General features: G+C 65.9%; 20 protein-coding genes and 1 pseudogene. 3 read left to right on the top strand and 18 right to left on the bottom strand.

The window, feature by feature from the left end; genetic code table 11:
* Window positions 1-9: 9 nt before the first annotated feature.
* From icd to N687_RS22105, 10 genes and pseudogenes are all read right to left on the bottom strand, one after another.
* Complete coding sequence (icd, locus tag N687_RS0108675) at window positions 10-1,305, bottom strand: NADP-dependent isocitrate dehydrogenase (RefSeq protein WP_029421482.1); 1,296 nt, start codon at window positions 1,303-1,305, stop codon at window positions 10-12.
* A 238-nt stretch (window positions 1,306-1,543) separates the two neighbouring features.
* Complete coding sequence (gene trpS, locus N687_RS0108680; RefSeq protein ID WP_029421483.1) at window positions 1,544-2,533, bottom strand: tryptophan--tRNA ligase; 990 nt, start codon at window positions 2,531-2,533, stop codon at window positions 1,544-1,546.
* A 977-nt stretch (window positions 2,534-3,510) separates the two neighbouring features.
* A complete protein-coding gene (locus N687_RS0108685; RefSeq protein WP_029421484.1) occupies window positions 3,511-4,347 on the bottom strand; it encodes a YheC/YheD family protein in 837 nt (278 codons plus the stop codon).
* Window positions 4,348-4,514: 167 nt separating this feature from the next.
* The gene (locus N687_RS20885) at window positions 4,515-4,709 is read right to left on the bottom strand and encodes a hypothetical protein (protein ID WP_035462116.1); all 195 of its coding nucleotides are present in this window, start codon (window positions 4,707-4,709) and stop codon (window positions 4,515-4,517) included.
* 46 nt (window positions 4,710-4,755) lie between these two features.
* A complete protein-coding gene (locus N687_RS25465; RefSeq protein ID WP_231493438.1) occupies window positions 4,756-5,271 on the bottom strand; it encodes a C-terminal helicase domain-containing protein in 516 nt (171 codons plus the stop codon).
* A gap of 197 nt (window positions 5,272-5,468) precedes the next feature.
* Window positions 5,469-7,886: pseudogene (locus N687_RS25470) on the bottom strand (DEAD/DEAH box helicase); the annotation flags it as partial.
* The gene (locus N687_RS0108700; protein ID WP_029421486.1) at window positions 7,883-8,458 is read right to left on the bottom strand and encodes a hypothetical protein; all 576 of its coding nucleotides are present in this window, start codon (window positions 8,456-8,458) and stop codon (window positions 7,883-7,885) included. The pseudogene N687_RS25470 and the gene N687_RS0108700, both read right to left, overlap by 4 nt.
* Entirely contained in the window at window positions 8,410-9,519 is a 1,110-nt protein-coding gene (locus tag N687_RS0108705; protein WP_029421487.1) for an SWIM zinc finger family protein, read from the bottom strand. Before N687_RS0108705 ends, N687_RS0108700 begins: the two co-directional genes overlap by 49 nt.
* Before the next feature lie 104 nt (window positions 9,520-9,623).
* Window positions 9,624-10,484, bottom strand: a complete 861-nt coding sequence (locus N687_RS0108710) for a sigma-54 interaction domain-containing protein (protein ID WP_081841262.1) — start codon at window positions 10,482-10,484, stop codon at window positions 9,624-9,626.
* On the bottom strand, window positions 10,375-11,457 hold the full coding sequence (locus N687_RS22105; RefSeq protein WP_331280132.1) for a GAF domain-containing protein: 1,083 nt from the start codon (window positions 11,455-11,457) through the stop codon (window positions 10,375-10,377). Before N687_RS22105 ends, N687_RS0108710 begins: the two co-directional genes overlap by 110 nt.
* Window positions 11,458-11,547: 90 nt before the next feature.
* Here N687_RS22105 and N687_RS0108715 point away from each other — a divergent pair, with 90 nt between their 5' ends.
* From N687_RS0108715 to N687_RS0108725, 3 genes are read left to right on the top strand one after another with little or no spacing between them, the layout of a single operon-like run.
* Complete coding sequence (locus N687_RS0108715) at window positions 11,548-12,591, top strand: amidohydrolase family protein (RefSeq protein ID WP_029421489.1); 1,044 nt, start codon at window positions 11,548-11,550, stop codon at window positions 12,589-12,591.
* Between the two features lie 13 nt (window positions 12,592-12,604).
* On the top strand, window positions 12,605-13,330 hold the full coding sequence (locus tag N687_RS0108720) for an iron-sulfur cluster assembly protein (RefSeq protein ID WP_051663086.1): 726 nt from the start codon (window positions 12,605-12,607) through the stop codon (window positions 13,328-13,330).
* A complete protein-coding gene (locus N687_RS0108725; RefSeq protein WP_029421491.1) occupies window positions 13,327-14,352 on the top strand; it encodes an NAD(P)-dependent alcohol dehydrogenase in 1,026 nt (341 codons plus the stop codon). Before N687_RS0108720 ends, N687_RS0108725 begins: the two co-directional genes overlap by 4 nt.
* Before the next feature lie 148 nt (window positions 14,353-14,500).
* Here the strand turns inward: N687_RS0108725 and N687_RS0108730 are convergent, their stop codons facing one another.
* The 8 genes from N687_RS0108730 to dnaE form a co-directional block, all read right to left on the bottom strand.
* Entirely contained in the window at window positions 14,501-14,800 is a 300-nt protein-coding gene (locus N687_RS0108730; protein ID WP_029421492.1) for a hypothetical protein, read from the bottom strand.
* A gap of 160 nt (window positions 14,801-14,960) precedes the next feature.
* Complete coding sequence (gene pyk / locus N687_RS0108735) at window positions 14,961-16,715, bottom strand: pyruvate kinase (RefSeq protein ID WP_029421493.1); 1,755 nt, start codon at window positions 16,713-16,715, stop codon at window positions 14,961-14,963.
* 103 nt (window positions 16,716-16,818) lie between these two features.
* A complete protein-coding gene (gene pfkA / locus N687_RS0108740) occupies window positions 16,819-17,778 on the bottom strand; it encodes a 6-phosphofructokinase (protein WP_029421494.1) in 960 nt (319 codons plus the stop codon).
* 192 nt (window positions 17,779-17,970) lie between these two features.
* The gene (locus tag N687_RS0108745; protein ID WP_029421495.1) at window positions 17,971-18,927 is read right to left on the bottom strand and encodes an acetyl-CoA carboxylase carboxyltransferase subunit alpha; all 957 of its coding nucleotides are present in this window, start codon (window positions 18,925-18,927) and stop codon (window positions 17,971-17,973) included.
* A complete protein-coding gene (gene accD / locus N687_RS0108750; protein ID WP_029421496.1) occupies window positions 18,917-19,816 on the bottom strand; it encodes an acetyl-CoA carboxylase, carboxyltransferase subunit beta in 900 nt (299 codons plus the stop codon). Before accD ends, N687_RS0108745 begins: the two co-directional genes overlap by 11 nt.
* 28 nt (window positions 19,817-19,844) lie before the next feature.
* Window positions 19,845-20,042, bottom strand: a complete 198-nt coding sequence (locus N687_RS0108755) for a hypothetical protein (RefSeq protein WP_029421497.1) — start codon at window positions 20,040-20,042, stop codon at window positions 19,845-19,847.
* 210 nt (window positions 20,043-20,252) lie between these two features.
* A complete protein-coding gene (locus N687_RS0108760) occupies window positions 20,253-21,482 on the bottom strand; it encodes an NAD(P)-dependent malic enzyme (RefSeq protein WP_029421498.1) in 1,230 nt (409 codons plus the stop codon).
* A gap of 206 nt (window positions 21,483-21,688) precedes the next feature.
* Window positions 21,689-24,658 carry a DNA polymerase III subunit alpha gene (gene dnaE / locus N687_RS0108765; RefSeq protein ID WP_029421499.1) on the bottom strand — a complete coding sequence of 990 codons (2,970 nt, stop codon included), beginning with the start codon at window positions 24,656-24,658 and terminating at the stop codon, window positions 21,689-21,691.
* Between the last annotated feature and the right edge of the window lie 15 nt (window positions 24,659-24,673).

The raw sequence follows: 24,673 nt of genomic DNA on the forward strand, positions 1-24,673 counted from the left end.
TCCATCGGATTACAGGTTGGCGATGATAGCGTCTGCGAACTCAGAGGTCTTCACTTCCTTGGCGCCTTCCATGAGACGGGCGAAGTCGTACGTCACAACCTTGTCCGCGATGGTCCGCTCCAGCGCGCGGGTGATGGCATCCGCCGCCTCCTGCCACCCCATGTACTCAAACATCATGACGCCGGAGAGGATGACGGAACCGGGGTTGACCTTGTCGAGCCCCGCGTACTTCGGCGCGGTCCCGTGCGTGGCCTCGAACACGGCATGTCCGGTGACATAGTTGATGTTCGCGCCCGGCGCGATGCCGATGCCGCCCACCTGGGCCGCCAGAGCGTCGGAGATGTAGTCGCCGTTGAGGTTCATGGTGGCGATCACGTCGTACTCCGCGGGCCGCGTCAACACCTGTTGCAGGAACGCGTCGGCGATGACGTCCTTCACAATCAGCTTGCCGTTTGCTGTGGCCTCTTTCTGCGCGGCGTCGGCGGCTTCCTGGCCGCGCTCCGCCTTGATGCGGTCGTACTGGGCCCAGGTGAAGACCTTGTCCGCGTACTCGCGCTCAGCGAGCTCGTAGCCCCAGTTCTTGAAGGCACCCTCGGTGAACTTCATGATGTTGCCCTTGTGCACCAGGGTCACGCTCTTGCGGTTGTGGCGCAGGGCGTATTCGATCGCAGCGCGCACCAGCCGCTCCGTGCCCTCCCGCGACACCGGTTTGATGCCGATGCCGGAGGTCTCCGGGAAGCGGATCTTCTTCACGCCCATTTCCTTCTGCAAGAACTCGATGACCTTCTTGACCTCCGGCGTGCCCTCGGCCCACTCGACACCCGCGTAGATATCCTCGGAGTTCTCGCGGAAGATGACCATGTCGACCAGTTCGGGGTGTTTCACAGGGGAAGGAACGCCTTGGAAGTAGCGCACCGGGCGCTGGCACACGTACAAATCGAGCTCTTGCCGCAGGGCCACGTTGAGAGAGCGGATGCCGCCTCCCACGGGGGTCGTCAGCGGGCCCTTGATGCTCACAATGTACTCCGTCAGCGCGGTCAGGGTGTCCTCAGGCAGCCACTCCTGGAAGAGGTTGAACGCCTTCTCGCCAGCGTACACCTCGTACCAGGCGATCTTGCGGCGCCCGCCGTACACCTTCTCCACCGCGGCGTCAAACACGCGTTGCGATGCCCGCCAGATATCCGGACCGGTCCCGTCGCCCTCGATGAACGGGATGATGGGGTGGTCGGGGACATTCAACTTGCCGTCGACGAGCCGAATCGGTTCCCCCTGTGCCGGAGGGTTGAACTGTTTGAATTGCGGCATGCCACTGCCTCCCTCACGTGGTGAGTATACGGTGAGACGGGGTCCGTATCGCGTGGAAAAGCTCCATAAAGCCCGTGAAAGATCATATCACACTTGCAGAATGCAACAAAGAAGCAAAGGCTTTCGCGCCATAATCACGGAATGTTCATAAAATGTTCGCAATCTAGGGAACGAGCGGTCCACGCGAGGCCCGTCGGACGCTCCCCTTCGAAGGCATCGGAGCGGGCCTCCGTTCCGCTCACACCAAAAACCCGAACTTCTCCTTCACGTCGCGCAGGGTGGCATTCGCCCGCTCGGCTGCGGCCTCGGCGCCTCGGCGCAGGATGTCCTCCAGCTCGCCGGAACCGAGCAGCTCGCGGTATCGCGCCTGGATGGGGGTGAGTGCCGCGACGACGACCTCCGCCAGGTCCCGTTTGAAGTCGCCATACCCCTTGCCCTCGTACATCGCCTCCACCTCAGCCACCGTCTTGTCGGCGCACAGGGCGTAGATGGTGATAAGGTTGCTGACGGCGGGTTTGGCATCGGGATCGAACCGCACCTCCCGGCCGGAGTCGGTCACGGCGCGCATGATCTTCTTGCGGATGACGTCCGGCTCATCCAGCATCGCGATGTAAGCATTCGGGCTTGCGTCGCTCTTGCTCATCTTCTTCGACGGGTCTTCCAGGCTCATGATGCGTCCGCCGATCTTCGGAATGTACGGCTCGGGAATCGTGAACGTCTCCCCGAAGCGGTGGTTGAACCGCTCTGCGAGATCGCGGGTCAGTTCCAGGTGCTGCTTCTGGTCCTCGCCCACGGGTACCAGGTTGGCCTGGTAGAGCAGGATGTCGGCTGCCATCAAGGCGGGATAGGTGAACAGCCCCGCGGTCACCACCTCATGCCGGGCGGATTTGTCCTTGAACTGAGTCATGCGGGACAGCTCGCCGTAGTGCGCGACACACTGCAGGAGCCAGCCGAGCTCCGCGTGCGCGGGGACGTGCGATTGGACGAAGAGTGTGGATTTCTCCGGATCGATCCCGCAGGCCAAATACAACGCGGCCAAGCTCAGGGTATTGCGGCGCAGGTCGGCGGGGTCCTGGGGAACGGTGATGGCGTGCAGATCCACGATGCAAAACAGGCAATCGGCCTCGTCCTGCAGCCGGACGAAGTTCTTCATGGCCCCGAGATAGTTGCCGATGGTCATGGTCCCGCTCGGTTGAATGCCGGACAGGACACGCGGACGCGTGCTCATGGATATGACCTCCCTTTCGGTTTGGATCCGGTATTGGATTCAAGTGCTATTGAGCGTTTTGCGGCAGCGGCCCGGGCAGCGGCGTTGTGGCGTGCGGGCACGAGCGTCGTCGCGGCCCGGGCCTAAGCGTCGTGGGCGGCCCGGGCGCACCGGGCGTAGCGCGCCACACCGCACCGTTACCGATGCGCATGAAAAAACGCCCATCCCTCACTGGGACGGACGTATGCCGCGGTACCACCCAGGTTCGCGCCACCAACCGGGGCGCGCCCTCGCCCTGCCTGGATCACGCAACGCGCCAGGCAGCCACCCGATAACGGGGGTGATCCGAACCCTCCTACGGCCCCAGGGTACGGTGTCGTTCGGAAGGCTGGCTCCGAGGCCCACTCCGCGCATCGCGCTTGCCGGGCTTCCACCCTGCCCCGGCTCTCTGGAAAGGCGAACCGCGCGTACTCTCCTTTTCGCCGCCGATCTCGTGCTCAAGTTTACGATTCATTATATCGGCCGCTCGCGGGGAACGCAACTTCCTGCCGGAAATTGGGGTGCGGGAGAGGCGTGGATGGGTGGATCGCAGGCGTTCGATTGGGTGAGAGGGCGGAAAACACCACGTTTGATGTTATCGAGCCGGGGTGGCGGACCGTTACTCAACAATTCAACGTTATCTCAACCCGAGACGGTCAAATAAAGCGGCGAACTTGATTTAATGAGGTTGGCCGGCCCCGCCACTGCCCCGGATACATGCAAAACCGTCGCTATGAATGCACCAGGCGGGCTCCATAAATACGATTCGGTTGCTATGACCAATGGGCCCAGGTTGCATAAGCACAATTCGGTTGTTACCACCTGAAGGACCGGCTCCTGCCCCAACGAACCGCCACTCCTGCTCCGACGCACCGCCGCCGCACCCGCTCCCGCCCCAATGACCGCCACTCCTGCCCCGACGCACCGCGCCGCGGCCGCTCCAGCCACGCCCGCCCGAGTCACTCCTCCAAGCCGCGCGCGTCCGGCGCATCCAGGGCGTCGAAGAACCACCGGGCCCACGCCTTGCGCCGCGTTTCCGCACGGGCCCGGATGGCCTCGTACACCCGGCCGTCCGGCAGGTGCGCGAACAGCTCGTGGCTCGGCGCCCCCAGGGCGTCGTCCGTGTTCACCTCAATCAGCCACAGGCGGGCGTCGCGGCCGACACCGAGATCGATCCCCATCTCCTCAAACAGCCGGTACCGCTCCAGCTCCCGCGCCACCGCCAGCCCCACGGTGCGCAACTGGCGCAGCAACATCGGCATCCTCCTGCGCCCCAACACCGCCTGGATGACCTCGTCCGCCGGCAGCACCTCGCCGCCGCTCACCGCCACGTTCGAAACCAATGCCCCCGCACCGCCGACGCGCACCAGCTCCCCCGCGTACACCCATGCGTCCTCCGCGTCCCGCTGCAGATGCACACGGACGTCAAACGGACGGCCCCGGTAGCGAGCCAGCGGGGCCGCCTGCTGCACCACGCCCCTGCGCGCTCCGTATGCCGCCCGCACCACCTGTACCAGGTCCGCCTCCCGGACGAACCACCGCGTCGGCTCGCCCTGTACCGTCCACGCCCACCGATCGCCTCGCCGCGCGATCACGCCGACGCCATGCCCGCCCCAGCCGTCCACCGGCTTGACGTACACCCGGCGAAATCGCCCCAGCATCCGCACCAACGCCTCATCCGAAAGGCGCTCCGTGTACGGCAGCCTGCACGGCCCCAGCCGCCGCCCTCGCAACGCCTTGTACATCTCCCATTTGTCGAGGTAGCCCCGTTCTTTGTCCAGCCGCGCCTCGTCCATACTGATCCCCCCGCTCCGGGATCAGCATATACGCACACGTTCCCCGGCGGGCCGGACACCCGCCCCGCGGCCGCGCTCCGTCTTCCCGTGCCCTCACGCCGCCGCATACGCCCGAAATGCCCGGAGCTCGTCCCCGCGGGGCCAAAACCCGCAGCCAAAACGATCGATCACCGGCGCCGCTGCCACGCCGCGTGAAGCGCCTCATAGAACGCCCGCCAGGCCGGCGAGACCCCGTCCGGCATCGGGATCGCGGCCTTCACCGCCGCCTCGCGCCGCGGCCGCCCGCGACGCCTCGGCTTCGCGGCCCGCCCTGATCCCGCAGCCCCGCCGTTCGTCTGCGCCGATCCCGTCCGCCTCGGCATCCACCATCCCTCCCGTCATCATTGTCGCAGCTCCACCGCCGCCCGCCTACTCGTTCACCCAGCTGCGGCGCAGCGCGAACAGATCGCGCAGTTCTTCCGTCGACAACTCCGTGATCCACTGCTCACCCGTGCCGATGATCTGCTCGCCCAGGGCCAATTTGCGCTCGATGAGCTGATCGATCCGCTCCTCCAACGTCCCCAACGTGATGAACTTGTGCACCTGCACATGGCGATGCTGGCCGATGCGGTACGCCCGGTCGGTCGCCTGGTTCTCCACCGCCGGGTTCCACCACCGGTCGAAATGGAACACGTGCGTCGCCGCCGTCAGGTTGAGCCCCACGCCGCCGGCCCTGAGCGACAGCAGGAATACCCCCGCCCGCGACGCCGGGTCCTGGAACGTTTCGACCATGCGATCGCGATCGCGCGGACGCACCCCGCCGTGCAAAAACAGCACCGGCTCGTCCAGGGCGTCCTCCAATGCCCGCCGCAACAGTTCGCCCGTCTCGACGAACTGCGTGAACACCAGGCACCGCTCGCCAGACGCCCGGACCTCCTCGACCATCTCCAGCAGGCGCTCCAGCTTCTCCGAACGCCCCCGCAGCCGCCCCGCACGGCCCCCGGGCGCCGCACCGCCCGAACCGCCGACCGCGAGGCCGCCTCGGCCCCCGGGCCCGCGGGATCGGCCTTCAAAAACGCGAGCGGGTGGTTACAGATCTGCTTCAGTTTCGTCAGCGTGGCCAGGACCAGCCCCCGCCGCTCCATGCCGTCCACGTCCGCCAGGCGCGCCAACATGTCCTGCAGCACGCCCTCGTACAGCGCCGCCTGCTCCTTCGTCAGCGGCACGTACACCTTCGCCTCCGCCTTCTCCGGGAGGTCGGCCGCGACCCCCGGATCCGTCTTCATCCGGCGCAGCAGGAACGGCCGCACCAGGCGTTGGAGGACGCGCGTGCTCGCCGCGTCCCCCGACTTCTCAATGGGCGCCGCGAAACGGCTCTGAAACGCCCGCTCGCTGCCCAGATACCCGGGATTGAGGAAAGCGAACAGGGACCACAGCTCCGTCAGCCGGTTCTCCACCGGCGTCCCCGTCATCGCCACCCGGTGGCGGGCCTGCAGGTGGCGCACCGCCTGCGCCTGCTTCGTGTGCGGGTTCTTGATGTTCTGCGCCTCGTCCAGGCAGACCGTGTCCCACACGACGCCTTGGAGGAGATCCCCGTCCAGGTATGCCAGCGTGTACGACGTCACCACCACGTCCGCCTCCCGGCACGCGTCCGCGAACGCCTCGGCCTTCGCGCGGCCAGATCCGTAGTGCACGTACACGCGCAGCCCCGGCGCGAACCGCTCCAGCTCCTTCTGCCAGTTGCCGACCACCGACGTCGGGCAGACGATGAGCGCCGGGCCCAGCGCCGCCCCCTCACTCCGTACATGCAGCAGGTACGCGATGAACTGCACCGTCTTCCCGAGGCCCATGTCGTCCGCCAGGCATGCACCCAGGCCGAAGCGGCGCAGGAAGACGAACCAGGAGAAGCCGATCCGCTGGTAGGCGCGCAGCTCCCCCCGGAACCCCGGCGGCGTGGGCAGGACCGGCATCTGGCGGATGTCCCTGAGGCCGCCGATCAACGCCCGCAACGGCTCGTTGAGCGCCACCTCAAACGGCGCCTCCGCGGTGCCGGTGATCCCGGGGTCCGCCGCGATCGCGCAGTCCCCCCTGGGCTGCTCGCCGTCCCCACCGGGCTCCGAGCCGTCCTCCGTAGCGCCGTCCGCGCGGTCCGCCCCGGCGGGTTCCCCATCTGCCCCCGCACCGGCGTCGCCGCCGAGCAGGGCCCGCTCCAACACGTCCGCCAAGGTGAGCGCCTCCCCGCGCCGCTTCATGGTCGTGAGCAGGCGCTGCGCCCAGGCCGGGTCGACGACACGCCACTGGCCATGGAACCAGATCAGGCGGCGCTTTTGAGCGACCAGACGCTCGAACGCCTCCGGGTCCATCTCCTCGCCGCCCAGCGCGACGCGCCAGTCGAATTGCACCGTCTGATCGATCCCGAACATGCCATGCACTCCGCTCGCCGGACGCACCCTCGCCCGCAGGCGCGGCCGCTGCTGCATCGCCCGCTCCCACCAGGCCGGCACCATCACCGGGCAACCCGCCGCCCGCAGCGGCGGGATGGCCTCCGTGAGAAAGCGCCACGCGTCCGCCTCCGACAGGCTGCCGCGCGGGAGCCAGCCGCCGGCATCGGCCAGCCACGGCACCGCCGCCAACCAATGCCCCACGGACTGCCGCAGGCGTTCCTCGTACGCCAACCAGTCCGGTGGCGCCGGCGGCAGGTCCGGGTCCAGCGCCACCCCGGTCTCCGGCGTGCCCTCCGCCGTTCGTCCCTCCGGACCTGTCCTCGGCGCCAGACGCCCCTCCCGGGCCACGTCTGGCCACAGACCGTACACCAGGTCCGGCTGAACCTTGTCGCGCAGAACCACCTGCAGCCGCCAGCCCGTGGGGCCGTCCGCGGCATCGTCCCAACTCGCCCCGCGTTCGAGGCCCATCGCCGGCTCACACAGCCTCAGCGCGGCCGTGAACGGGCACGGGTCCGGACGCCAACCGATGGCCTCGTGCCACTGCGCCTCATCCAGCCACAGGCCGCGGCCCGGGTCCTCCGCCAACACCGGGTGGGCGTCCAGCACCCCCTGCCACGCCCGGTCCAGGTCCGCGTCGGCCTCCACCAGCTCCCAGACGGCCAGATTCGCCCACTCTCGAACCCAGTCCGGCAGACCGGCCAGCGCATCCGTACCGTCCTCCAAAATGAGCCGCCAAGCGGGCCGCCCGGGCCGCGCGCCGTCGAGCGCCGGGGCCAGGCGGTTGGATGCGAAGGCGTCCGCCATGCGCTGCGCGGCTTCACGCCAGACCCGGAGATCGTCCGGCCAATCCCAATGGACCATCCGGTTTGGCTCCAGTTGGGCGAAAAAGGTCACCGCCTGCAGCGGCGTGAGCAGGATTCCTGAGAGGTCTTCATCCGTGTCCGTCATCAGCGCCACGTCCGTGCCGTAGAAGGTGTCCGGGTGGTGCGCCAAGACCAGGTGGGCGCGGCGCTTCAGCAGATCCGCGTCGGCAATAGGTTCGTCCGGGTCCTGGATCAACACCCCTCGCCCCGGCAACCAGCGAAACACCAGGCGGATGGACATCATCTGACTCATTCCACCACCCCCTTGCGCCGCAGCTCCTCCTGCAGGGCGCGCAGGCGCTGATGCCGCTTGGCAAAGCGTGCGATGAACGCCTCCCAGCGGTCCGGCCGCTTCACCTTGTGATACAGCTTCCGCAGGCGGACCAGGACCCGTACCGCCTCGCGGTACGCGTCGCGCTGGCGCTGATCGACCAGGCGTTCAACCAGGTGGTGGTAGACCGGGATCAGCGCCTCCGGTTTCTGGCGCGCCACCACGTCCGCCTCGTCCTTGGCCAGGAAAGGCACGTTCCAGAGGGCCATCATGACCACGTCCGCCCATTCCTCAAATCGATCCCGCTGCAACAGATACAACCGGTACTCCCGGCCGCCGCGTGCGCGCAGCATCTCCTCGTACTCCGCGCGCGCCGCCTCGTGGTGGTCCGCCAGGATGCGCCACACCGGGGCGACGTAGCGCTCGTGCGCCGTGCTGTGCGCCCCCAGGGTGTCCCGCAGCCACCGCAGCCACGTGAACAGCTCGTCCACCTTCTGTGTTCGCATCACGGCCAGCAGCGTGTTGACCACGAGCGCGCCCTCCGGCACGCCCACCGGCTTGACCTCCGCCAGCGCCTCCCCGGCCGGCCGGCGGCCGCCTGCAAGTAGGCGATCATGTGCCGCAGATACGGCCTTCGATCCGCCGGACACGCGGGCTCCTGCGCCCGTAGCCAAGCGATCTCGCGATCACACAGGGCGGGCTGTCCCAAGAGCAGGAGATCCCACACGGACTGCGCCGCGAGGACGGCGTCCGCGCTGATCAGGGGCGGCAGGAGGCAGCGGGATCGAAGGAAGTGCGCCCAGGCTTCGGGGGCCTCCACACCTTCGGGGAGACGTTCCTCGACCTCGGACAGCCACTGGTGGAAATCGTTGATGGATCGGCGGGCGGCCCGCTCCGCCTCCGCGACCACGAAACGGGGGTATCCCTTCAGGCGGTGCACGTGCAACCAGAGGGCGTGGATCAGACACAGGTGCGCGACGATCCGCGCCAGCAGCCCGTTTGGGCCACGCCGGGGCACGGACGCCAACAGGCGATCCTGAAGCCAGCTGATCTCCTGCGCCAACTGGTGCGCAGGCGTCCTCTGGCGCAGGGACTCCAACTGCTCGTCCATAGCCCGGGCGACCTGGGCCAGCTCCGCCGGCAGCGGGGAGATCGCCTCCTGGGCCGAGCGCGTTCCCGATGGCTCGGTCCGGGTGGCAGGTTCAGACGGCGAAGCCGGGGCCGAATCCGATGGTGCCGCTTCCCCCGCCGCTGCGGACTCGTCCGCTCCTTCCAGGCCCTCGAGGCCGGTGCCGAGGCCGTACACGAAGGCCAGCGGATCGCCTCCCACGGCATCGATCAACGTCAGGTAGACGGCGACGATGTGTTCGCAGAACGCCTGGTCAGACGGACACGTGCAGTAGCCGCGGACACGCCCGCTGACCCAGTCCAGTTGGATGGCATACATCCGCGCCCCGGAGACGGTGGCGAGGGCGCCCGTCACTTGGAAGGTCAATGACCGGACGCGCCCCCGCTGCCAATGATCATAGCCTCGTTGGCGCGTGAGGGAAGTGGTCGACACGCACAGCGCCGCGCCGAATCGCGCGATCTCGCTGATCTGAAACGGTACGTCCATCCGATCGGTCCCGCTCCTGTCCGGAAAAGATTCGGCGCGCTCACGGCGATCCGCAGGCGCGCCTCGCTGTCTTCTATTCTAGCGGAACACGGGGCGGGGGTCGTCTATTTCTGCAGCTTTTGCAGCTTCCTATAGATGGTGCTTCGGCTGACGCCAAGCCGGCGTGCTGCTTCGGTCACGTTGTGTTCAGTCTGCTCAAGCGTCTCTACGATGGAACGCAATTCCTGCTGTCTCAAGGTTCCGCGTCTGGTCGGCTGGTCAGGATCGATGGAATCCACCCGGCGAATTTCGTCCGGAAGGTGTTCTATGTCCAGCACGTCGCACACAGCACTCGCCACCATGCGGTACATCACGTTTTTTAATTGGCGAACGTTACCCGGCCAAGGATACGCCATTAGATGTTCGCATAGACGCGTGCTCATTTTGGGCACACGCAACCCGAGCTCCCGGGCCGCCTCCTCGGCAAACCGCTGCGCCAACACCAAGATGTCTTCGCCACGGCGACGCAGCGGCGGAACACGAAGGGTCAATACGCTCAACCGATAGTACAGGTCTTCGCGAAACCTGCCTTGATCGACTGCTGCACGCAGGTCCTGATGAGATGCCGCGACGATGCGGACGTCCACCCGGACAGCCCGATCCGCGCCCACCGGAGTGACCTCATGCTCCTCCAGCACTCGAAGTAATAGCGGCTGGATTTCCATCGGCATATCAGCAATTTCATCCAGAAACAATGTCCCCCCGTTCGCAGACTGAAATTTGCCGCGCGCTCCCTGTTTGGACGCTCCCGTAAATGCACCCCCCACATAGCCAAACCATTCACTCGCTGCAAGCTCCTTCGGAATCGCACTGCAGTTAACGGCCACAAATGGTCCCTGGCGGCGAGCACCCTCTGTGTGGATTGCACGTGCGAAACGATCCGGAAGCTGCATGAGCATAAATGCGTCTGCCTCGCGACCATCCATCGATGGACTCCACACGCATCAAACCACCGGTCAGCCAGTCTCCGTCGTAACAGGGCACGTAGTGGAACCTCAAGGGTCCATGCTTGCCAGCGATCTCCCCAACCCTTTCATCCCGCCAAGGCGCTTTGAAGTTCATCTCCAGGTTGAGACCGAGTTCATCGGTGTCCCGCGTTCCTTTGACAACCCATCCGGAAGTATCGACGGCGAACCAGTCAGAAGTAGTGTCCCGAATCACCGTGTCCGAGAAATGGTCCAAAAGTAGGTGCCGATCCCGTTCCACGCGAAGACGTACCATGGCCTCAATGGCATGCGCAGTGGCCAGTACAGCCATCCGCGTGTGCGGGTGAAAAGTCTCCAACCATCCCGTCATGTCCACCACCCCGATCACCCGGCGTGTCACCGGATGCAGGATGGGTGCAGCGACACAGGCCCAGGCATGCGCCGACTCGCAGAAGTGTTCCGCGCCGAGGACCTCCACCGGTCGCCCGACAGCCAGGGCCGTCCCAAGCGCGTTGGTCCCGACCACTTCTTCGGACCAGCAAGTCCCCTCTTGGCATTGAAGCAACTCCTCCGCGGTGTGGCGTAACCTGTCTGGACCATCCACAAGTCGGATGACACCGTTTTCATCCGCAATCAAAACGACACATCCGGAGGCTGCCGATACGGCATGCATCTCCTGGAGGACCGAGTGTCTGGCCGCATGTTCCAACCACCGAAACAAGAGATTTGTGTCCGCAGGGACTCCCTCCGCTCGCCGAGGCTGGATTCGATTTGGATTGACCCCGTGCTTGGCGGAACGTAACCACGACTCATGGATGACGGCACGCACTTGCCCCGCCTCGACTCGGCGAGTCGCCAGGAAACGATCCCGTTGGCCGCGGATGAGATGCAATCTGCGACACAGAGTCCAATCGGGGCGCTCCGTTTGCACCCTCGCGTATCCGCGTGTTCTGTCTCCCGACACGATTGGCACAGATCCTGCTGTCTTTCAGGCGGTGAACCCCGTCCGCGGGGACCCAGCCACGACGATGGCTGATACATGAAAACGGAGGAGGAGAAGTGGATGTTCCGGACGCGAGAGGGCGAAGAGATTGTCGTGATCGACGCGCACATCGCATGGTGGGACGGGAGCCAGGAGAACCAACGCAACGTGCACGGGGAACAGTTCATCAGCTGCTTCTACGACTATCACAGGAACCTGAGCCCCAAGGAACGGATATGGCCCCGCGACAAGTTCTACAAGTATGATCGGGAGACTCTGCTGCGGGATGTGTTCGGCAAAGGCTACGTGGATGTGGCTATCTTTCAGCCCGTTCCCCTGATTGAGTTCTATCGGAACGGATTCGGGGACGTCGCGAAGAACGCGACCTTGGTACAGGAATATCCTGGCCGCTTCATTGGGAACGGGTACTTCGATCCGCGTGATGGAGAGAGAGGTCTGGAAGTCCTCGAATACCTCGCTGAAACGTACCATCTCCAGGGCGTGAAACTGTACACAGCGGAGTGGCGAGGGAACTCCAAGGGTTACAAGCTTTCCGACGACTGGTCGTACCGCTACCTGGAAAAGTGTGAATCGCTCGGCATCCGCAATATCCACGTGCACAAGGGACCGACCATCACACCGCTCAATCGGGATGCGTTCGACGTCGCCGACGTGGATGACGCGGCAAGTGCATTTCCCAATCTAAATTTCATCGTGGAACACGTCGGCCTGCCGCGCTTGGAAGACTTTTGTTGGATCGCGACCCAAGAGAAGAATGTGTACGCCGGCCTCGCGGTGGTCATGCCGTTCATCCACAGCCGCCCTCGCTACTTCGCGCAGATCCTCAGCGAGTTGCTGTATTGGTTGGACGAGGACCGGATTCTGTTCGGGAGTGACTATGCCATTTGGGAACCTGACTGGCTGATAGAGAAATTCATGGACTTTGAACTGCCCCGTGACATCGCGGAAGAGACAGGTGTCGAGCTCACACTCCCGGTCAAGAAGAAGATCCTTGCAGAAAATGCGGCTCGACTGTACCGCATTGACATCGAGGCGCGCAAAGCCGAACTGGCACATGACGCCCTGGCCGCCCAGATTTCGTCCTGGACTCCCGCCCGGGCGTGAGGAGGTGGATGAGGTGACGCGAGAGGACCGACACGCTGAGGTGTACGGACGTCTTGCTCTGGTGCTCGATCCAGAGTTGGACCAACCGCTCACCGAGCTCGGTTTCGTCCACGAGATCGAGGTTCATGAAAGCGATGTCACCGTCTCCTTCCGGCTTCCAACCTACTGGTGTGCACCCAACTTCGCTTTTCTGATGGCCAGCGACATCAAACAGCGCGTGGCCGAGTTGCCGTGGGTCAAGAACGTTCACGTGCGATTGGTCGATCACTCCGAATCAGACGCCATCAATCAAGGAATTGAACACGGCAGATCATTCACGGAGACATTCCCGGAGCTGTCCAATGGAGAACTGGAGAGCCTGCGCTTTCACTTCCGCCGGAAGGCGTTCCTGGTACGGCAGGAGCGCCTGTATCGGCACCTCAGGGCCGCCGGCAAATCGGACCATGATATCGCGACGATGACCGTTTCAGACCTGCGCGCACTGCCAGATCCGACGTCAGCACCATTGGTGGAACGATATCTCGAAGTGCTGACCGAGATTTTTCAAACATGTGGCCCCCACGACAAGGGGTTTGTAGACCTCAGCGGAACCCCCATCCCCGCCGAGGGGATGCCGGTCCACATGAAATTCGCTCGCAACGCCCGCGTAAATCAGGAGGTCAATGCGGTGTACTGCCGTGGGTTGCTGCGAACACGATACCAGGGTGAGGATCCTGCGATGGAGGAGATGCACGTATGAAAGCTTGGCGGTTGCACGCTTACCACAGCCCTCTGCGTTTTGAAGACGTCCCGGAACCCCAGATTACGGAACCGACAGATGTGATCGTCAAGATTGGGGGCGCGGGGGTCTGCCGGACCGACCTTCACCTGGTTGAGGGCGTCTGGGCGGAAACACTGGGAACCCCGCTGCCTCATATCATCGGGCACGAGAACGCAGGATGGGTGGCGGCCGTAGGCAGCGGAGTCACCGAATTCCGCGTAGGCGACCCGGTCATCCTGCATCCGGTCATCAGCTGCGGCAAGTGCCTCAGTTGCCGGGCGGGCGAAGACATGCACTGCGAGAACATGCGGTTTCCCGGCCTCACCGTGGACGGCGGCTACGCCCAATTCATCAAGACAGGGGAACGTTCCCTGATCCGGCTGGAAGACCACGTTCGCCCCGACGATGTCGCACCGCTCGCCGATGCGGGAATCACAGCCTACCGCGCGGTGCGGAAAGCCGCCCCATTGGCAACACCCGGGACAACCGTGACCCTGATCGGAATGGGAGGCCTTGGACACATCGCGGTCCAACTCATGCGAGAGCTGGGCAGTGCAGACATTCTGGCTGTCGACACGGATCGCGTCCGCCTCGATTTGGCACTTGAATACGGAGCGGATCGCGGGGTTCTTGCCAACCATCGGACGGTGGAACAGGTGCGGGATCTGACAAAGGGACGGGGTTCCGACATCATCATCGACTTCGTGGGAACCGACCAGACGCACGCAGAGGCCATGCGGATGCTGCGCAAGGGAGGCACCTATTTCGTCGTCGGGTACGGTGGCGTGCTCAAGGCCCCGTCGCTCGACCTGATCAACAACGAATTCAATATCATCGGAAATCTCGTGGGGAACTACACGGAGCTGTACGAACTCATGCAGCTGTATGCCCGCGGCAAGGTGAGGCTGCATGCCACCAAATATGAACTGTCCGACGGATGGCGGGTTCTGGAAATGTTGGACAAGGGTCAGATCAACGGAAGGGCCGTCCTCGTTCCATAACGGACGAGTCCCTGCAGGAAACGATGGAAGGAAAGTTGGGAGGGAAGCAGATGCCGATTTCTGAAGCTGCTGAATGTATGATGTGAAAATTGTTCAGCCCCAGCCGAATTCCTCCGGCTGGGGCTGAACCCATGCGGCGGGACGGGTGTCACCGCTTGATATACTGCGACAGGTTGAGCAGATCGGAGATGATGACCAGAAGCGCGGCCAAGTAGTACCAGATCAGCACCAGGAAGTGCGTCGGATCGAGGGTCGTCAACCCGGCCAGCAGAACGAGCGGCAGGATGTGATACAGCAGCGGATGGGTCGCCGCGCTCGCCATCTCGTGCCAGCTGCCTTGGCCCGTGAGCCCCTTGATGACCTGGACCACCAGGTTCACGCCCGTGACGATGAGGACGATCCAGAGGGACACCAGCATCCCCAGGTGGTGCGAGATCAGGGTCAACATGCGGCATGCCTCCTTTGCATGGAAGTGGAAGATGAATACACTTCCACCCTATGCACGGGTTCGGGACATGCCACGGCATACACCCATACCCGACTGCGGGACGCGGTCTGGGCAGCCTGCGTTCAGAGGTGCCGATGGAGGCCCGGCGCGGTCTGCCGCCTCACAACACCTGCGCCCGGCCTTTGTACACCAATCCGCGCTGCGGATCGACCGTGATGAGCGCCCCGTCTTCCACCTTCGACAAGGCCCCCTGCGCCGACACAATGACCGGCTTGCCCAGGTTCAGGCCGACGATGGCCGCGTGGGAGGTCAGCCCGCCCTCCTCGGTGATGATGGCGGCCGCCCGCTCCATCGCCGGGACCAGCTCCGCGTCGGTGCTGGTCGTGACGAGGATGCTGCCTTCCTTCGTCCGGGCCAGGATGTCCTCCGTGTTTCGCGAGACGACGGCGCGGCCGCTGACCGCCTTCTGGCCGATCCCGATGCCTTGCACCAACACCTCGCCGATGGTGTGGACCTTGATGAGGTTGGTCGTACCGCGCTGACCGACGGGCACCCCGGCGATGATCAGCACCAGGTCGCCGTGCTGGACCAGGCCTGCGTCGAGCGCCCCGTCGACAGCCGTCTCCAGGACCTCGTCGGTCGTCGACGCCTCCCGCACCACCACCGGGTACACGCCCCAGGTCACCGTCAGCCGCCGGGCCACCTCCGGCCGCGGCGTCGCCGCGACGATGGGCGCGGCCGGCCGGTGTTTGGCCATCATGCGGGCGCTGTAGCCAGAGGTCGTCGCCGTCAGGATGGCCTTCACGCCCAGATCGGACGCCATCGTCTGCGCCGCGTGGCCGATGACATCCGTGATCGCCCGCTCCACACCCGTCTTGTGCCGGCCGGTGACCTCGTGCTCGGCCAGCGCCCGCTCGGCCCGCTCCGCGATCTGCGCCATCGTCCGCACCGCCTCCAGCGGGTAGCGGCCCGCCGCCGTCTCGCCGCTGAGCATGATGGCGTCCGTGCCGTCGAAGATGGCGTTCGCCACGTCGCTCGCCTCCGCCCGGGTCGGCCGCGGGTTGCGCTGCATCGAGTCAAGCATCTGCGTCGCCGTGATGACCGGCTTGCCCGCCGCATTGCACAGCGCGATCATCCGCTTTTGCGCCAACGGCACCTCTTCCGTCGGGACCTCCACGCCGAGATCGCCGCGGGCCACCATGATGCCGTCCGCCACCTCGACAATCTCCGCCAGGCGGTCCAGGCCTTCCTGCGTCTCAATCTTCGCGATGATGTCCGCGTGGTAGTCCTGCTCTTCCAGCAGGCGCCGGACCTCGAGTACGTCCGCCGCCTTGCGCACGAACGAGGCCGCGATGAAATCCACTCCCTGCTCGATCCCAAAACGGATGTCCGCGGCGTCCTTCTCCGTCACCCCCGGGATGCGCAGCGTCACGCCGGGGACGTTGATGCCCTTTCGATCGCGCAGGATCCCGCCGTTGGTCACGCGGCAGACGATGTCCCGGCCCTCGACGCGCTCCACCACCAGGCCAATCAGGCCGTCGTCGATGCGGATGGGTGCGCCCGGGTATACGTCTTCGACGAGCCCCTCGTAGGAGATGGAGACGCGCTCCGCTGTCCCGTACTCCAGCGGGTCGACCGTCAGGACGATGGTCGCCCCCTCTTTCAGCTCCGCCTCCCCGCCCTGGATCTTGCCGGTGCGGATCTTCGGCCCCTTGATGTCCAGCATGATGCCCACGTGCTTGCCCACACGCCGGGCCGCCTCGCGGATGCGGTCGATGCGCTGCTTGTGCTCGTCATACGTGCCATGCGAAAAGTTCAGGCGCGCCACGTCCATGCCGGCGCGGATGAGCGCCTCCAACATCTCGGGCGACTCGCTGGCCGGCCCGATGGTGCAGACGATCTTCGTTCTCCTCATGCCCCTTCACCCTTCATCCAAAGTCCCTGCGCGGGCGCCCCAAAGACGCTCGCCCCGCCCGGGCGGAACCTGTCGTCCGCGCGGACACCCGCGCCGCCGCAGCTCAAATGGACAACATGTTCACCAGCTCGTACAACCGCATGTCCGGCTGCCTGTGGGTCGAGAACACCGTCTCGAAGTCCACGGCTGCCAGCGCCCCGTTCTGCGTCGCCGCCATTTTACCGCTCGCCCCCTGGCGCAGCAAATCCACCGCGTAGGCGCCCAGTTGGCTGGCCAGCACGCGATCCCGCGCGGACGGCGCCCCGCCCCGCTGGATGTGGCCGAGCACCGTCACCCGCACCTCGAAGCCGGTGTGCGTCGCCAGGTGTTTCCCGATTTCGATCCCGCTGCCCGCCCCCTCCGCGACGAGGATGATGGAGTGCTTTTTGCCGCGCGCGACCCCACGCTCCAAGCGGCGGATCACCTCGTCGAGCGAAAAGGGCGCCTCCGGGATGAGCACCGATTCGGCCCCGCCCGCCAAGGCCACGTGCAGCGCGATGTCGCCGGCGTTGCGGCCCATCACCTCGACCACATAGGTGCGCTCGTGGGAGGTCGCCGTGTCGCGGATCTTGTCGATGGCCTCGATGGCTGTGTTGACCGCCGTGTCGAATCCGATGGTGGCGTCGCAGCAGGGGATGTCGTTGTCGATGGTGCCCGGGATGCCGATGGTCGGGATGCCAAGCTCCGCCAGTTTCTGGGCACCGCGAAACGATCCGTCTCCGCCGATGACGACCAGCCCGTCGATGCCGTGCTTTCGCAAGACCTCGTATCCTTGCCGCTGGCCCTCGGGCGATTTGAACGGCTCGCAGCGCGCCGTGTACAGCACGGTGCCGCCGCGCTGGATCACGTCGGCCACCGAGCCGAGCGTCATCGGCATCAGCTCTTCGTGCAACAGCCCGCTGTAACCGCGCTGAATGCCGACGACCTCCAGGCCGTGATAGATGCCCGTCCGCACGACCGCCCGCACCGCCGCGTTCATTCCTGGCGCGTCGCCGCCGCTGGTCAACACCGCGATCCGCTTCACAACCGTCTCCTCCCCTCTGGCCTCCTCCCCGCCCGCCGGCGGGTGTCGCGGAGGCTTCTGATGGGTCTTGGTCTACAGTTTGTACCATTCTTCCGGTTCCGCCTCGCGGGAACATATTTTGCCCGCCTGGACATTTTTTGTCCCGTTTGATCAAGAAGGGGGTGCCCGCCGTCGGACGGGCACCAAATCCGTTCACCGTTCCACAAAACTTCCCATAGCCCTGTACTTATCGTAACGCGCCTGCAGCAGTTGGGCAATAGGGACCCGGGAGAGCTCCTCGAGCGCTTGGATGGCCTTCTCCTTGACCCGCGCCACCATCGCTGCCGGGTCCTTCTGCGCGCCGCCTGGCGGTTCTGGCAGGACCTCGTCGGCGATGCCGAGGGCCAGCAGATCAGACGCGGTGATCCGCATCGTCTCGGCGGCCCGGGGGGCCTGGCTGGCATCCTTCCACAGGATGGCCGCCGCCGACTCGGGGGCGATGACCGAGTACCAGGCATATTCGAGCACATAGACGCGGTCCGTCACCCCCAGCCCCAGGGCGCCGCCGCTGCCCCCCTCGCCGGTGACGAAACACACCGTCGGCGTGCGAAGGCCGGCCATCTCGCGCAGGTTGCGGGCGATGGCCTCGCTCTGGCCGCGCTCCTCCGCAGACATTCCCGGATATGCGCCGGCCGTGTCGATGAACAGGATCACCGGCCGTCCGAATTTCTCCGCCTGTTTCATCAACCGGAGGGCCTTCCGGTACCCCTCCGGATGGGCCATGCCGAAGTTGCGGTAGATGTTCTCCTTGGTGTCGCGGCCTTTCTGCGTCCCGATGACCGTCACCGGCCGCCCCTCGAGGAGGCCGATCCCGCCGACGACGGCGGGATCGTCCCGGAAATTGCGATCCCCGTGCAGTTCGACGAAATCGGTGCACAAGCCGCGTATGTAATCCAGCGTCGTGGGCCGGCCCGGCTGGCGCGCCAGCTGCACCCGCTGCCAGGCGGTGAGCCCCTGGTAGACGCTCTGCGAGAGCTCCGCCAGGCGGTCCTCCAGCTTGGCGACCTCCTCGGTGAGGTCGATGCCGGTGGTCTCCATCAACTGGCGCAGTTCGTCGACCTTTTGCCGCAGCTCCAGGATGGGCTTCTCGAACTCCAGCTCATTGGGCATCCGCCCACCCCCTCGCCGCGTGGATGCGCAGGATGGCCGCCAGGGTGTCGCGCATCTGCTTGCGGTCCACCACCTTGTCCACCATCCCGTGCTTCAGGTTGAACTCGGCGGTCTGAAAGTCGTCCGGCAGCTTCTGGCGGATGGTCTGCTCAATCACGCGCCGGCCGGCAAAACCGAACAGGGCGCCCGGCTCCGCGAGGATGATGTCGCCGAGGCTGGCGAAGCTGGCGCTGACGCCCCCGGTCGTCGGGTGGGTGATGACAGACACGAACAGCACGCCCCGCTCGTGCAGCCGCTCCAGGGCGACGCTGGTCTTGGCCATCTGCATCAGCGACAGGATCCCCTCCTGCATGCGCGCCCCGCCCGAGGCAGTGAACAGGATGAGCGGGTAGCGCTTTTGCGCCGCGCGCTCCATGGCCCGCGCCAGCTTCTCGCCCATCGCGGAGCCCATGCTGCCCATGATGAAGCGGGAATCCATGACGCCGATGACCACCGGGTGCCCGTCGAGGGTCCCTTCGCCGGTGACCGCCCCCTCAAGCAGGCCGGTGGCCTCCTGAGCCTTGCGCAGCTTCTCGGGATAGCCGGGGAACGACAGTGGATCGACCGATGTGATCCCGGGGTCGTATTCAAAGAAGCTGTCGGGGTCGAGGGTGATGTCGATCCGCGTGCGGGCGTCGACTGGAAAATGATAACCGCAGTGGGGGCAGGTGTTGACGTGTTTTTGCAGTTCCTTCGAGATCAAGAGTGCGCCGCAGGACTGGCACTTGTTCACCAGGCCCTGCGGGATGTTGTCCCTCGGCGCCGCGGCGGGCCCCTTCGCCCGCTCCTCCGCCGTCTGCCCGGCGAGGGTCGCGTACTGGCGCTTTTTGTGAAACAGGTCCTTGAGCACCTTGTCACCTCGCGTGCACGCCGCGTGCTTATTCGTAGGACGAGTGCAGCACGTCGTTCAAAACTTCCTGGACCTCGTCCAACTCGCTCTCCGGGATGAGAATCTCGTATTGCTGTTTGGAGACATGCGTCTTCCGAACCTTGACCAAGAACCCTTCGTCCGCCAGCCGGCGTCGAATCTGCTCCGCCTGCTTGTCCGACTGCGCGATGTAGATGACGGTCCACATGGCAGGTGATTCTCCCCTGTCCGGGAACCCGCGGCCCCGCGACGGGCCTGCCCGGGCCACCCCTGATCACGGATAAGATGACGTGTCGTCCATGATTCTATCACACGCGCCGGAGGACTCACAAACCAACAGGGGTGCCGTGCGACGCGCCCATCCCCTGGCGCGCCGTCCCCAGGCACCCCCCTCGCCGCGGACCGGCCGCGTCTGCCTTCAACGAATACTCGCCATACGCCGCGTGCGTTCCGCCACCTCGGCGGGATCCACCTTCACGCGGGCGACCCCGCCCTCGATGGCCGCCTGCGCCACCGCCGCCGCGACCGCCGGGGCGACGCGGGGATCGAACGCCTTCGGGATGACATAATCCGGCCGCAGTTCCTCGTCGCCGACCAGGCCCGCGATGGCATGGGCGGCCGCCATCTTCATCTCTTCGGTGATGTGCTTGGCCCGCGTGTCGAGCGCGCCGCGGAACAGGCCCGGGAAGGCGAGCACGTTGTTGATCTGGTTCGGATAGTCGCTGCGCCCCGTGCCGACGACCCGCGCCCCCAGCGCCAGCGCCTCCTCCGGATGGATCTCCGGCACCGGATTGGCCATTGCGAAAATGATGGGATCCTCGTTCATCGTCCGCATCATCTCGCCGGTCAACGCCCCTGCCACGGATACGCCGATGAACACGTCCGCTCCTGCGATCACGTCGGCGAGCGTCCCCTGTCTCCCCTCCGGGTTGGTGTTCTCAGCCACCAACCGCTTGACCTCGTTCATGCCGACGGTCCGCCCGCGGTAGATGGCGCCCTTCGTGTCGCACAGGATGATGTGCCGGACTCCGGCGGACAACAGGAGCTTGACGGTCGCGATGCCCGCCGCCCCGGCGCCGTTTACGACGACGCGGATGTCCTGGATACGCTTTCCGACCACCTTCAGGGCGTTGATCAGGCCGGCCAGGGTGACAATCGCAGTGCCGTGTTGGTCGTCGTGGAAGATGGGGATGTCCGTCTCCCGCTTCAACCGCTCCTCGATCTCGAAGCAGGCCGGCGCCGCGATGTCCTCCAAGTTGACCCCGCCGAACTGGGGTTCCAGCATCTTCACCGCCCGCACCAACTCGTCGGTATCCTCCGTGTCCAGGCAGATGGGGAAGGCGTCGACGCCTGCGAAGGCCTTGAACAGCACGGCCTTGCCTTCCATGACCGGCAACGCGGCCGCTGCGCCAATGTTCCCAAGCCCCAGCACCGCCGTCCCGTTGGTGACGATGGCCACCGTGTTGCCCTTCGCCGTGTACTCGTACGCTTTCGATTTGTCGAGGTGAATCTCCTTGCAGGGCTCCGCGACCCCCGGCGAGTAGGCCAAGCTCAGGTCGCGCGCGTTCTCCACCTGCACTTTTGGCTGCACCGCCAGCTTGCCGCGGTTGAGTCGGTGCAACTCCAGCGCGTCCTCCCGCAACGCCACGGAAAACATCCCCTTTACGGATTCGTGCCACTTCTCAGACGGCTCGCTCCACGATCCGGCATCGGCAGCCCGCTCCAAGGCCCGACAGCGGATGCTGCAGCCGCCGTTGTCAGACATTATAGCACGTTTCGAACATGGATCATCACCGGAGATCACGGCCTGTCTCCAGCGTGTCTCCGGTGTGTCACCCGTGTCTGACCGGCGCGTCAGCGGCGTGGCATCCAACCGACCTTCGCGTTCCCGATGCCCACCACTTCCTCCAAGGCCCCGATGAGCTCCGGCGTCAGCGCCACCGACCAGCGCGGCTGCAGCAGCCGCGCGCGGCGCCTCGCCTGGTCGTACAGGGCGACCCGGACCGTGCCCGGTTGCCGGACCAACAGGTCTTTCACCCGCTCGAGCACGTCCTCAGGCCCCCGCCGCGGGTCGTAACGGATGTACAGCACCCGCTCCTGGACCGGGCGCCCCTCGTCCCACGACAGGCCGAGGCCCTGCGACTGGCGGCCCTCCTCCGCCAGCTGGTACGCCTCCTCGAGGATGTCCAGGGCGGCCTGGCGGCTCGCGCCCTCTGGCAGAAACGATGACAGGGCCCCCGCCGCGAGGAGGCTCTCGACCGCCTTGCGGTTGCACGCTCTCGGGTTGACCCGCTGCAAGAAGTCCACCAGGGACCGGAACGGCCCTTGTGCCCGCGCCTCCAGGATCGCCTCAACCGCGCCTCGTCCGACGTTGCGGATGGCGAGCAGCCCGGTGCGGATGGTGTCGTCCGCCTCCACCGTGTACCCTGCACCGCTCTCGAGGACGCTCGGCGGCAGGACGCGGATGCCGTGCTGCCGTGCGTCGCGCACATACTCCCGCGTCTTGGCTTCGTCCCCCATCGCCATCGTCAGCAGTGCCGCCAGGAAATCGGCCGTGTGGTGCGCGCGCAGGTAGGCGGTGCGAAATGCGAGCACCGCGTAGGCCGCCGCGTGGCTGCGGTTGAATCCGTAATCGGCGAAGCGGACGATGAGGTCATAGACGCTGTGGGCCAGGGCTTCGTCGTACCCCGATCGGACGCACCCCTCGACGAAGCGCGACCGCTCCGCGTCGAGCACCTCTCGCTTCTTCTTGCCCACCGCCCGCCGCAACAGGTCCGCTTGACCGAGCGAAAACCCGGCCATCCGCGAGGCGATCTGCATGATCTGCTCCTGGTACACGATGACCCCGTAGGTGTCCCGCAAGATGGGCTCCAGGTCCGGATGCGGGTAGGTCACCGGCGCCCGGCCATGCTTGCCGTCGATGTAGGCCGGGATGTTCTCCATCGGCCCTGGCCGGTACAGCGAGATGACCGCGATGAGGTCCTCCAGCCCCGTCGGGCGCAGATCGCGCAGGACCCGCCGCACCCCCGCCGACTCCAGCTGGAAGCAGCCGTTCGTCTCGCCGCGGGCGAGCATCGCGTACGTCCGCGGATCGTCCTCCGGGATCCGGCGCCAGTCCAGCTTCTGTCCGGTCCGCGCCTCGACGCTGGCCGTGCAACGGTCGATCAACGTGAGCGTGCGCAGCCCGAGAAAGTCCATCTTGATGAGCCCGAGGGCCTCGATGTCCTCCATGGCGTACTGCGTCACCGGCACGCCGTCGGCCCCGGGCTGCACCGGTACCAGATCGCTCAAGGGCACCGGCGAGATCACCACCCCGGCAGCGTGGATAGAGGTGTGGCGCGGAAAGCCCTCGATGCCCCGGGCCGTCTCCCAGACCCTGCGCGCCTCGGGGCTCTCCACCAGCATCTGGCCGATGGCCGGCGCCTCCTCCAGGGCCTTGGCCAAGGTCATTCCGGGGTGGGACGGAATCAACCGGGCCAGCCGGTCAATGACGCCGGCATCCGCCTGGAGCGCGCGCCCGGCGTCCCGGATGGCCGCCCGCGCCGCGAGGGTGCCGAAGGTGCCGATCTGGGCCACGTGATCGGCCCCGTACCGTTCGACCACGTACCGGATGACCTCGCCGCGGCGCTCATACTCGAAGTCGGTGTCGATGTCCGGCCACGACACGCGCTCCGGATTGAGGAAGCGCTCGAACAAAAGCTTATGCCGCAGCGGATCCACGTCGGTGATGCGCAGCGCGTACGCCACCAGGCTCCCCGCGGCCGACCCGCGTCCGGGGCCGGTGGAGATGCCGTTCTTGTGGGCGAAGCGGATGAAATCCGCCACCACCAGAAAGTAATCGGAAAACCCCATCCGCTCGATGACGCCGAGCTCGTAGTCCAGGCGATCCCGCACCGCGTCCGTCAGCTCGCCGTAGCGCTGGCGTGCCCCGGCCTCCGCCGCCCGCCGCAGCACCACGGGCGCAGGCTCCCCTTGCGTCGGGTACCGGGGCAACAATGTCTGTCCGATGGGCAGGGTGAGCTGGCACCGTTCGGCGATGGCCAGGGTGCCGGCGAGCGCCTCCGGCAGCTTGGCGAAGCGGCGCGCCATCTCCTCCGGGCTCGCGAAGTGGTAGAGATCGCCCTGCAACATGTGCGTCCCGGGACCGGCCTCAATCTGGGCCAGCACCCGCTGCACGGGGGCGTCCTCGCGGCGGGCGTAGTGGACATCGTTGGTCGCCACCAGAGGCAGGCCGAGTTGGCGGGCCGCGCGCACCAAGCCCGGCAGGCCGCGGCGCTCCTCGGGTAACTGGTGATCCTGCACGTCGATGTACAGGTCACCTGCTGGCCACACGTCTGCCCACCGCTTCAACCAAGCCACCGCCTCCGCCTCGCGCCCGGCCGAAAACCAGCGCAAGGGCAGCGACTCCCCCCCGCCCACGAGGGCGATGAGGCCCTCCGAATGGGAGGCCAACTCCGAAAACGTCACAAACGGCTGACGATCCCGCTGGTGCGCCCGGGTGACGAGCCGCACGAGGTTTTGATAGCCCTCGTAGCAGGTGGCGAGGAGGACGGCGTGATCGACCGGTGGACCGTTCGGCCGGCCTTCCGCCAATGTCTCCGCGTCCTGGTCGGCGCCCACGGTCAGCTGCGCGCCCACGATGGGCTTCACGCCCGCCTGTTGCGCCATCTGGTAGAAGGCGACGGCTCCATACAGGGCATTGGTGTCCGTGACCGCCACCGCCGGCATCTCCATCTCGGCCGCCAGACGCACCAGATCCGCCAGGCGAAGGGCCCCTTCGCGCAGCGAATACTCGCTGTGCACGTGCAGGTGGACGAATCCCATCACCCATCCCTCCTC

Source organism: Alicyclobacillus macrosporangiidus CPP55, from assembly GCF_000702485.1.
GTDB classification, from domain to species: Bacteria; Bacillota; Bacilli; order Alicyclobacillales; family Alicyclobacillaceae; genus Alicyclobacillus_H; species Alicyclobacillus_H macrosporangiidus_B.

What these genes read in the sequence shown, in the direction of transcription:
- icd (WP_029421482.1), bottom strand. Translation starts at nt 1,305, where the DNA reads ATGCCGCAATTCAAACAGTTCAACCCTCCGGCACAGGGGGAACCGATT.
- trpS (WP_029421483.1), bottom strand. Translation starts at nt 2,533, where the DNA reads ATGAGCACGCGTCCGCGTGTCCTGTCCGGCATTCAACCGAGCGGGACC.
- N687_RS0108685 (WP_029421484.1), bottom strand. Translation starts at nt 4,347, where the DNA reads ATGGACGAGGCGCGGCTGGACAAAGAACGGGGCTACCTCGACAAATGG.
- N687_RS20885 (WP_035462116.1), bottom strand. Translation starts at nt 4,709, where the DNA reads ATGCCGAGGCGGACGGGATCGGCGCAGACGAACGGCGGGGCTGCGGGA.
- N687_RS25465 (WP_231493438.1), bottom strand. Translation starts at nt 5,271, where the DNA reads ATGGTCGAGGAGGTCCGGGCGTCTGGCGAGCGGTGCCTGGTGTTCACG.
- N687_RS0108705 (WP_029421487.1), bottom strand. Translation starts at nt 9,519, where the DNA reads ATGGACGTACCGTTTCAGATCAGCGAGATCGCGCGATTCGGCGCGGCG.
- N687_RS0108710 (WP_081841262.1), bottom strand. Translation starts at nt 10,484, where the DNA reads ATGGATGGTCGCGAGGCAGACGCATTTATGCTCATGCAGCTTCCGGAT.
- N687_RS0108715 (WP_029421489.1), top strand. Translation starts at nt 11,548, where the DNA reads ATGTTCCGGACGCGAGAGGGCGAAGAGATTGTCGTGATCGACGCGCAC.
- N687_RS0108725 (WP_029421491.1), top strand. Translation starts at nt 13,327, where the DNA reads ATGAAAGCTTGGCGGTTGCACGCTTACCACAGCCCTCTGCGTTTTGAA.
- N687_RS0108730 (WP_029421492.1), bottom strand. Translation starts at nt 14,800, where the DNA reads ATGTTGACCCTGATCTCGCACCACCTGGGGATGCTGGTGTCCCTCTGG.
- pyk (WP_029421493.1), bottom strand. Translation starts at nt 16,715, where the DNA reads ATGAGGAGAACGAAGATCGTCTGCACCATCGGGCCGGCCAGCGAGTCG.
- N687_RS0108745 (WP_029421495.1), bottom strand. Translation starts at nt 18,927, where the DNA reads ATGCCCAATGAGCTGGAGTTCGAGAAGCCCATCCTGGAGCTGCGGCAA.
- N687_RS0108755 (WP_029421497.1), bottom strand. Translation starts at nt 20,042, where the DNA reads ATGTGGACCGTCATCTACATCGCGCAGTCGGACAAGCAGGCGGAGCAG.
- dnaE (WP_029421499.1), bottom strand. Translation starts at nt 24,658, where the DNA reads ATGGGATTCGTCCACCTGCACGTGCACAGCGAGTATTCGCTGCGCGAA.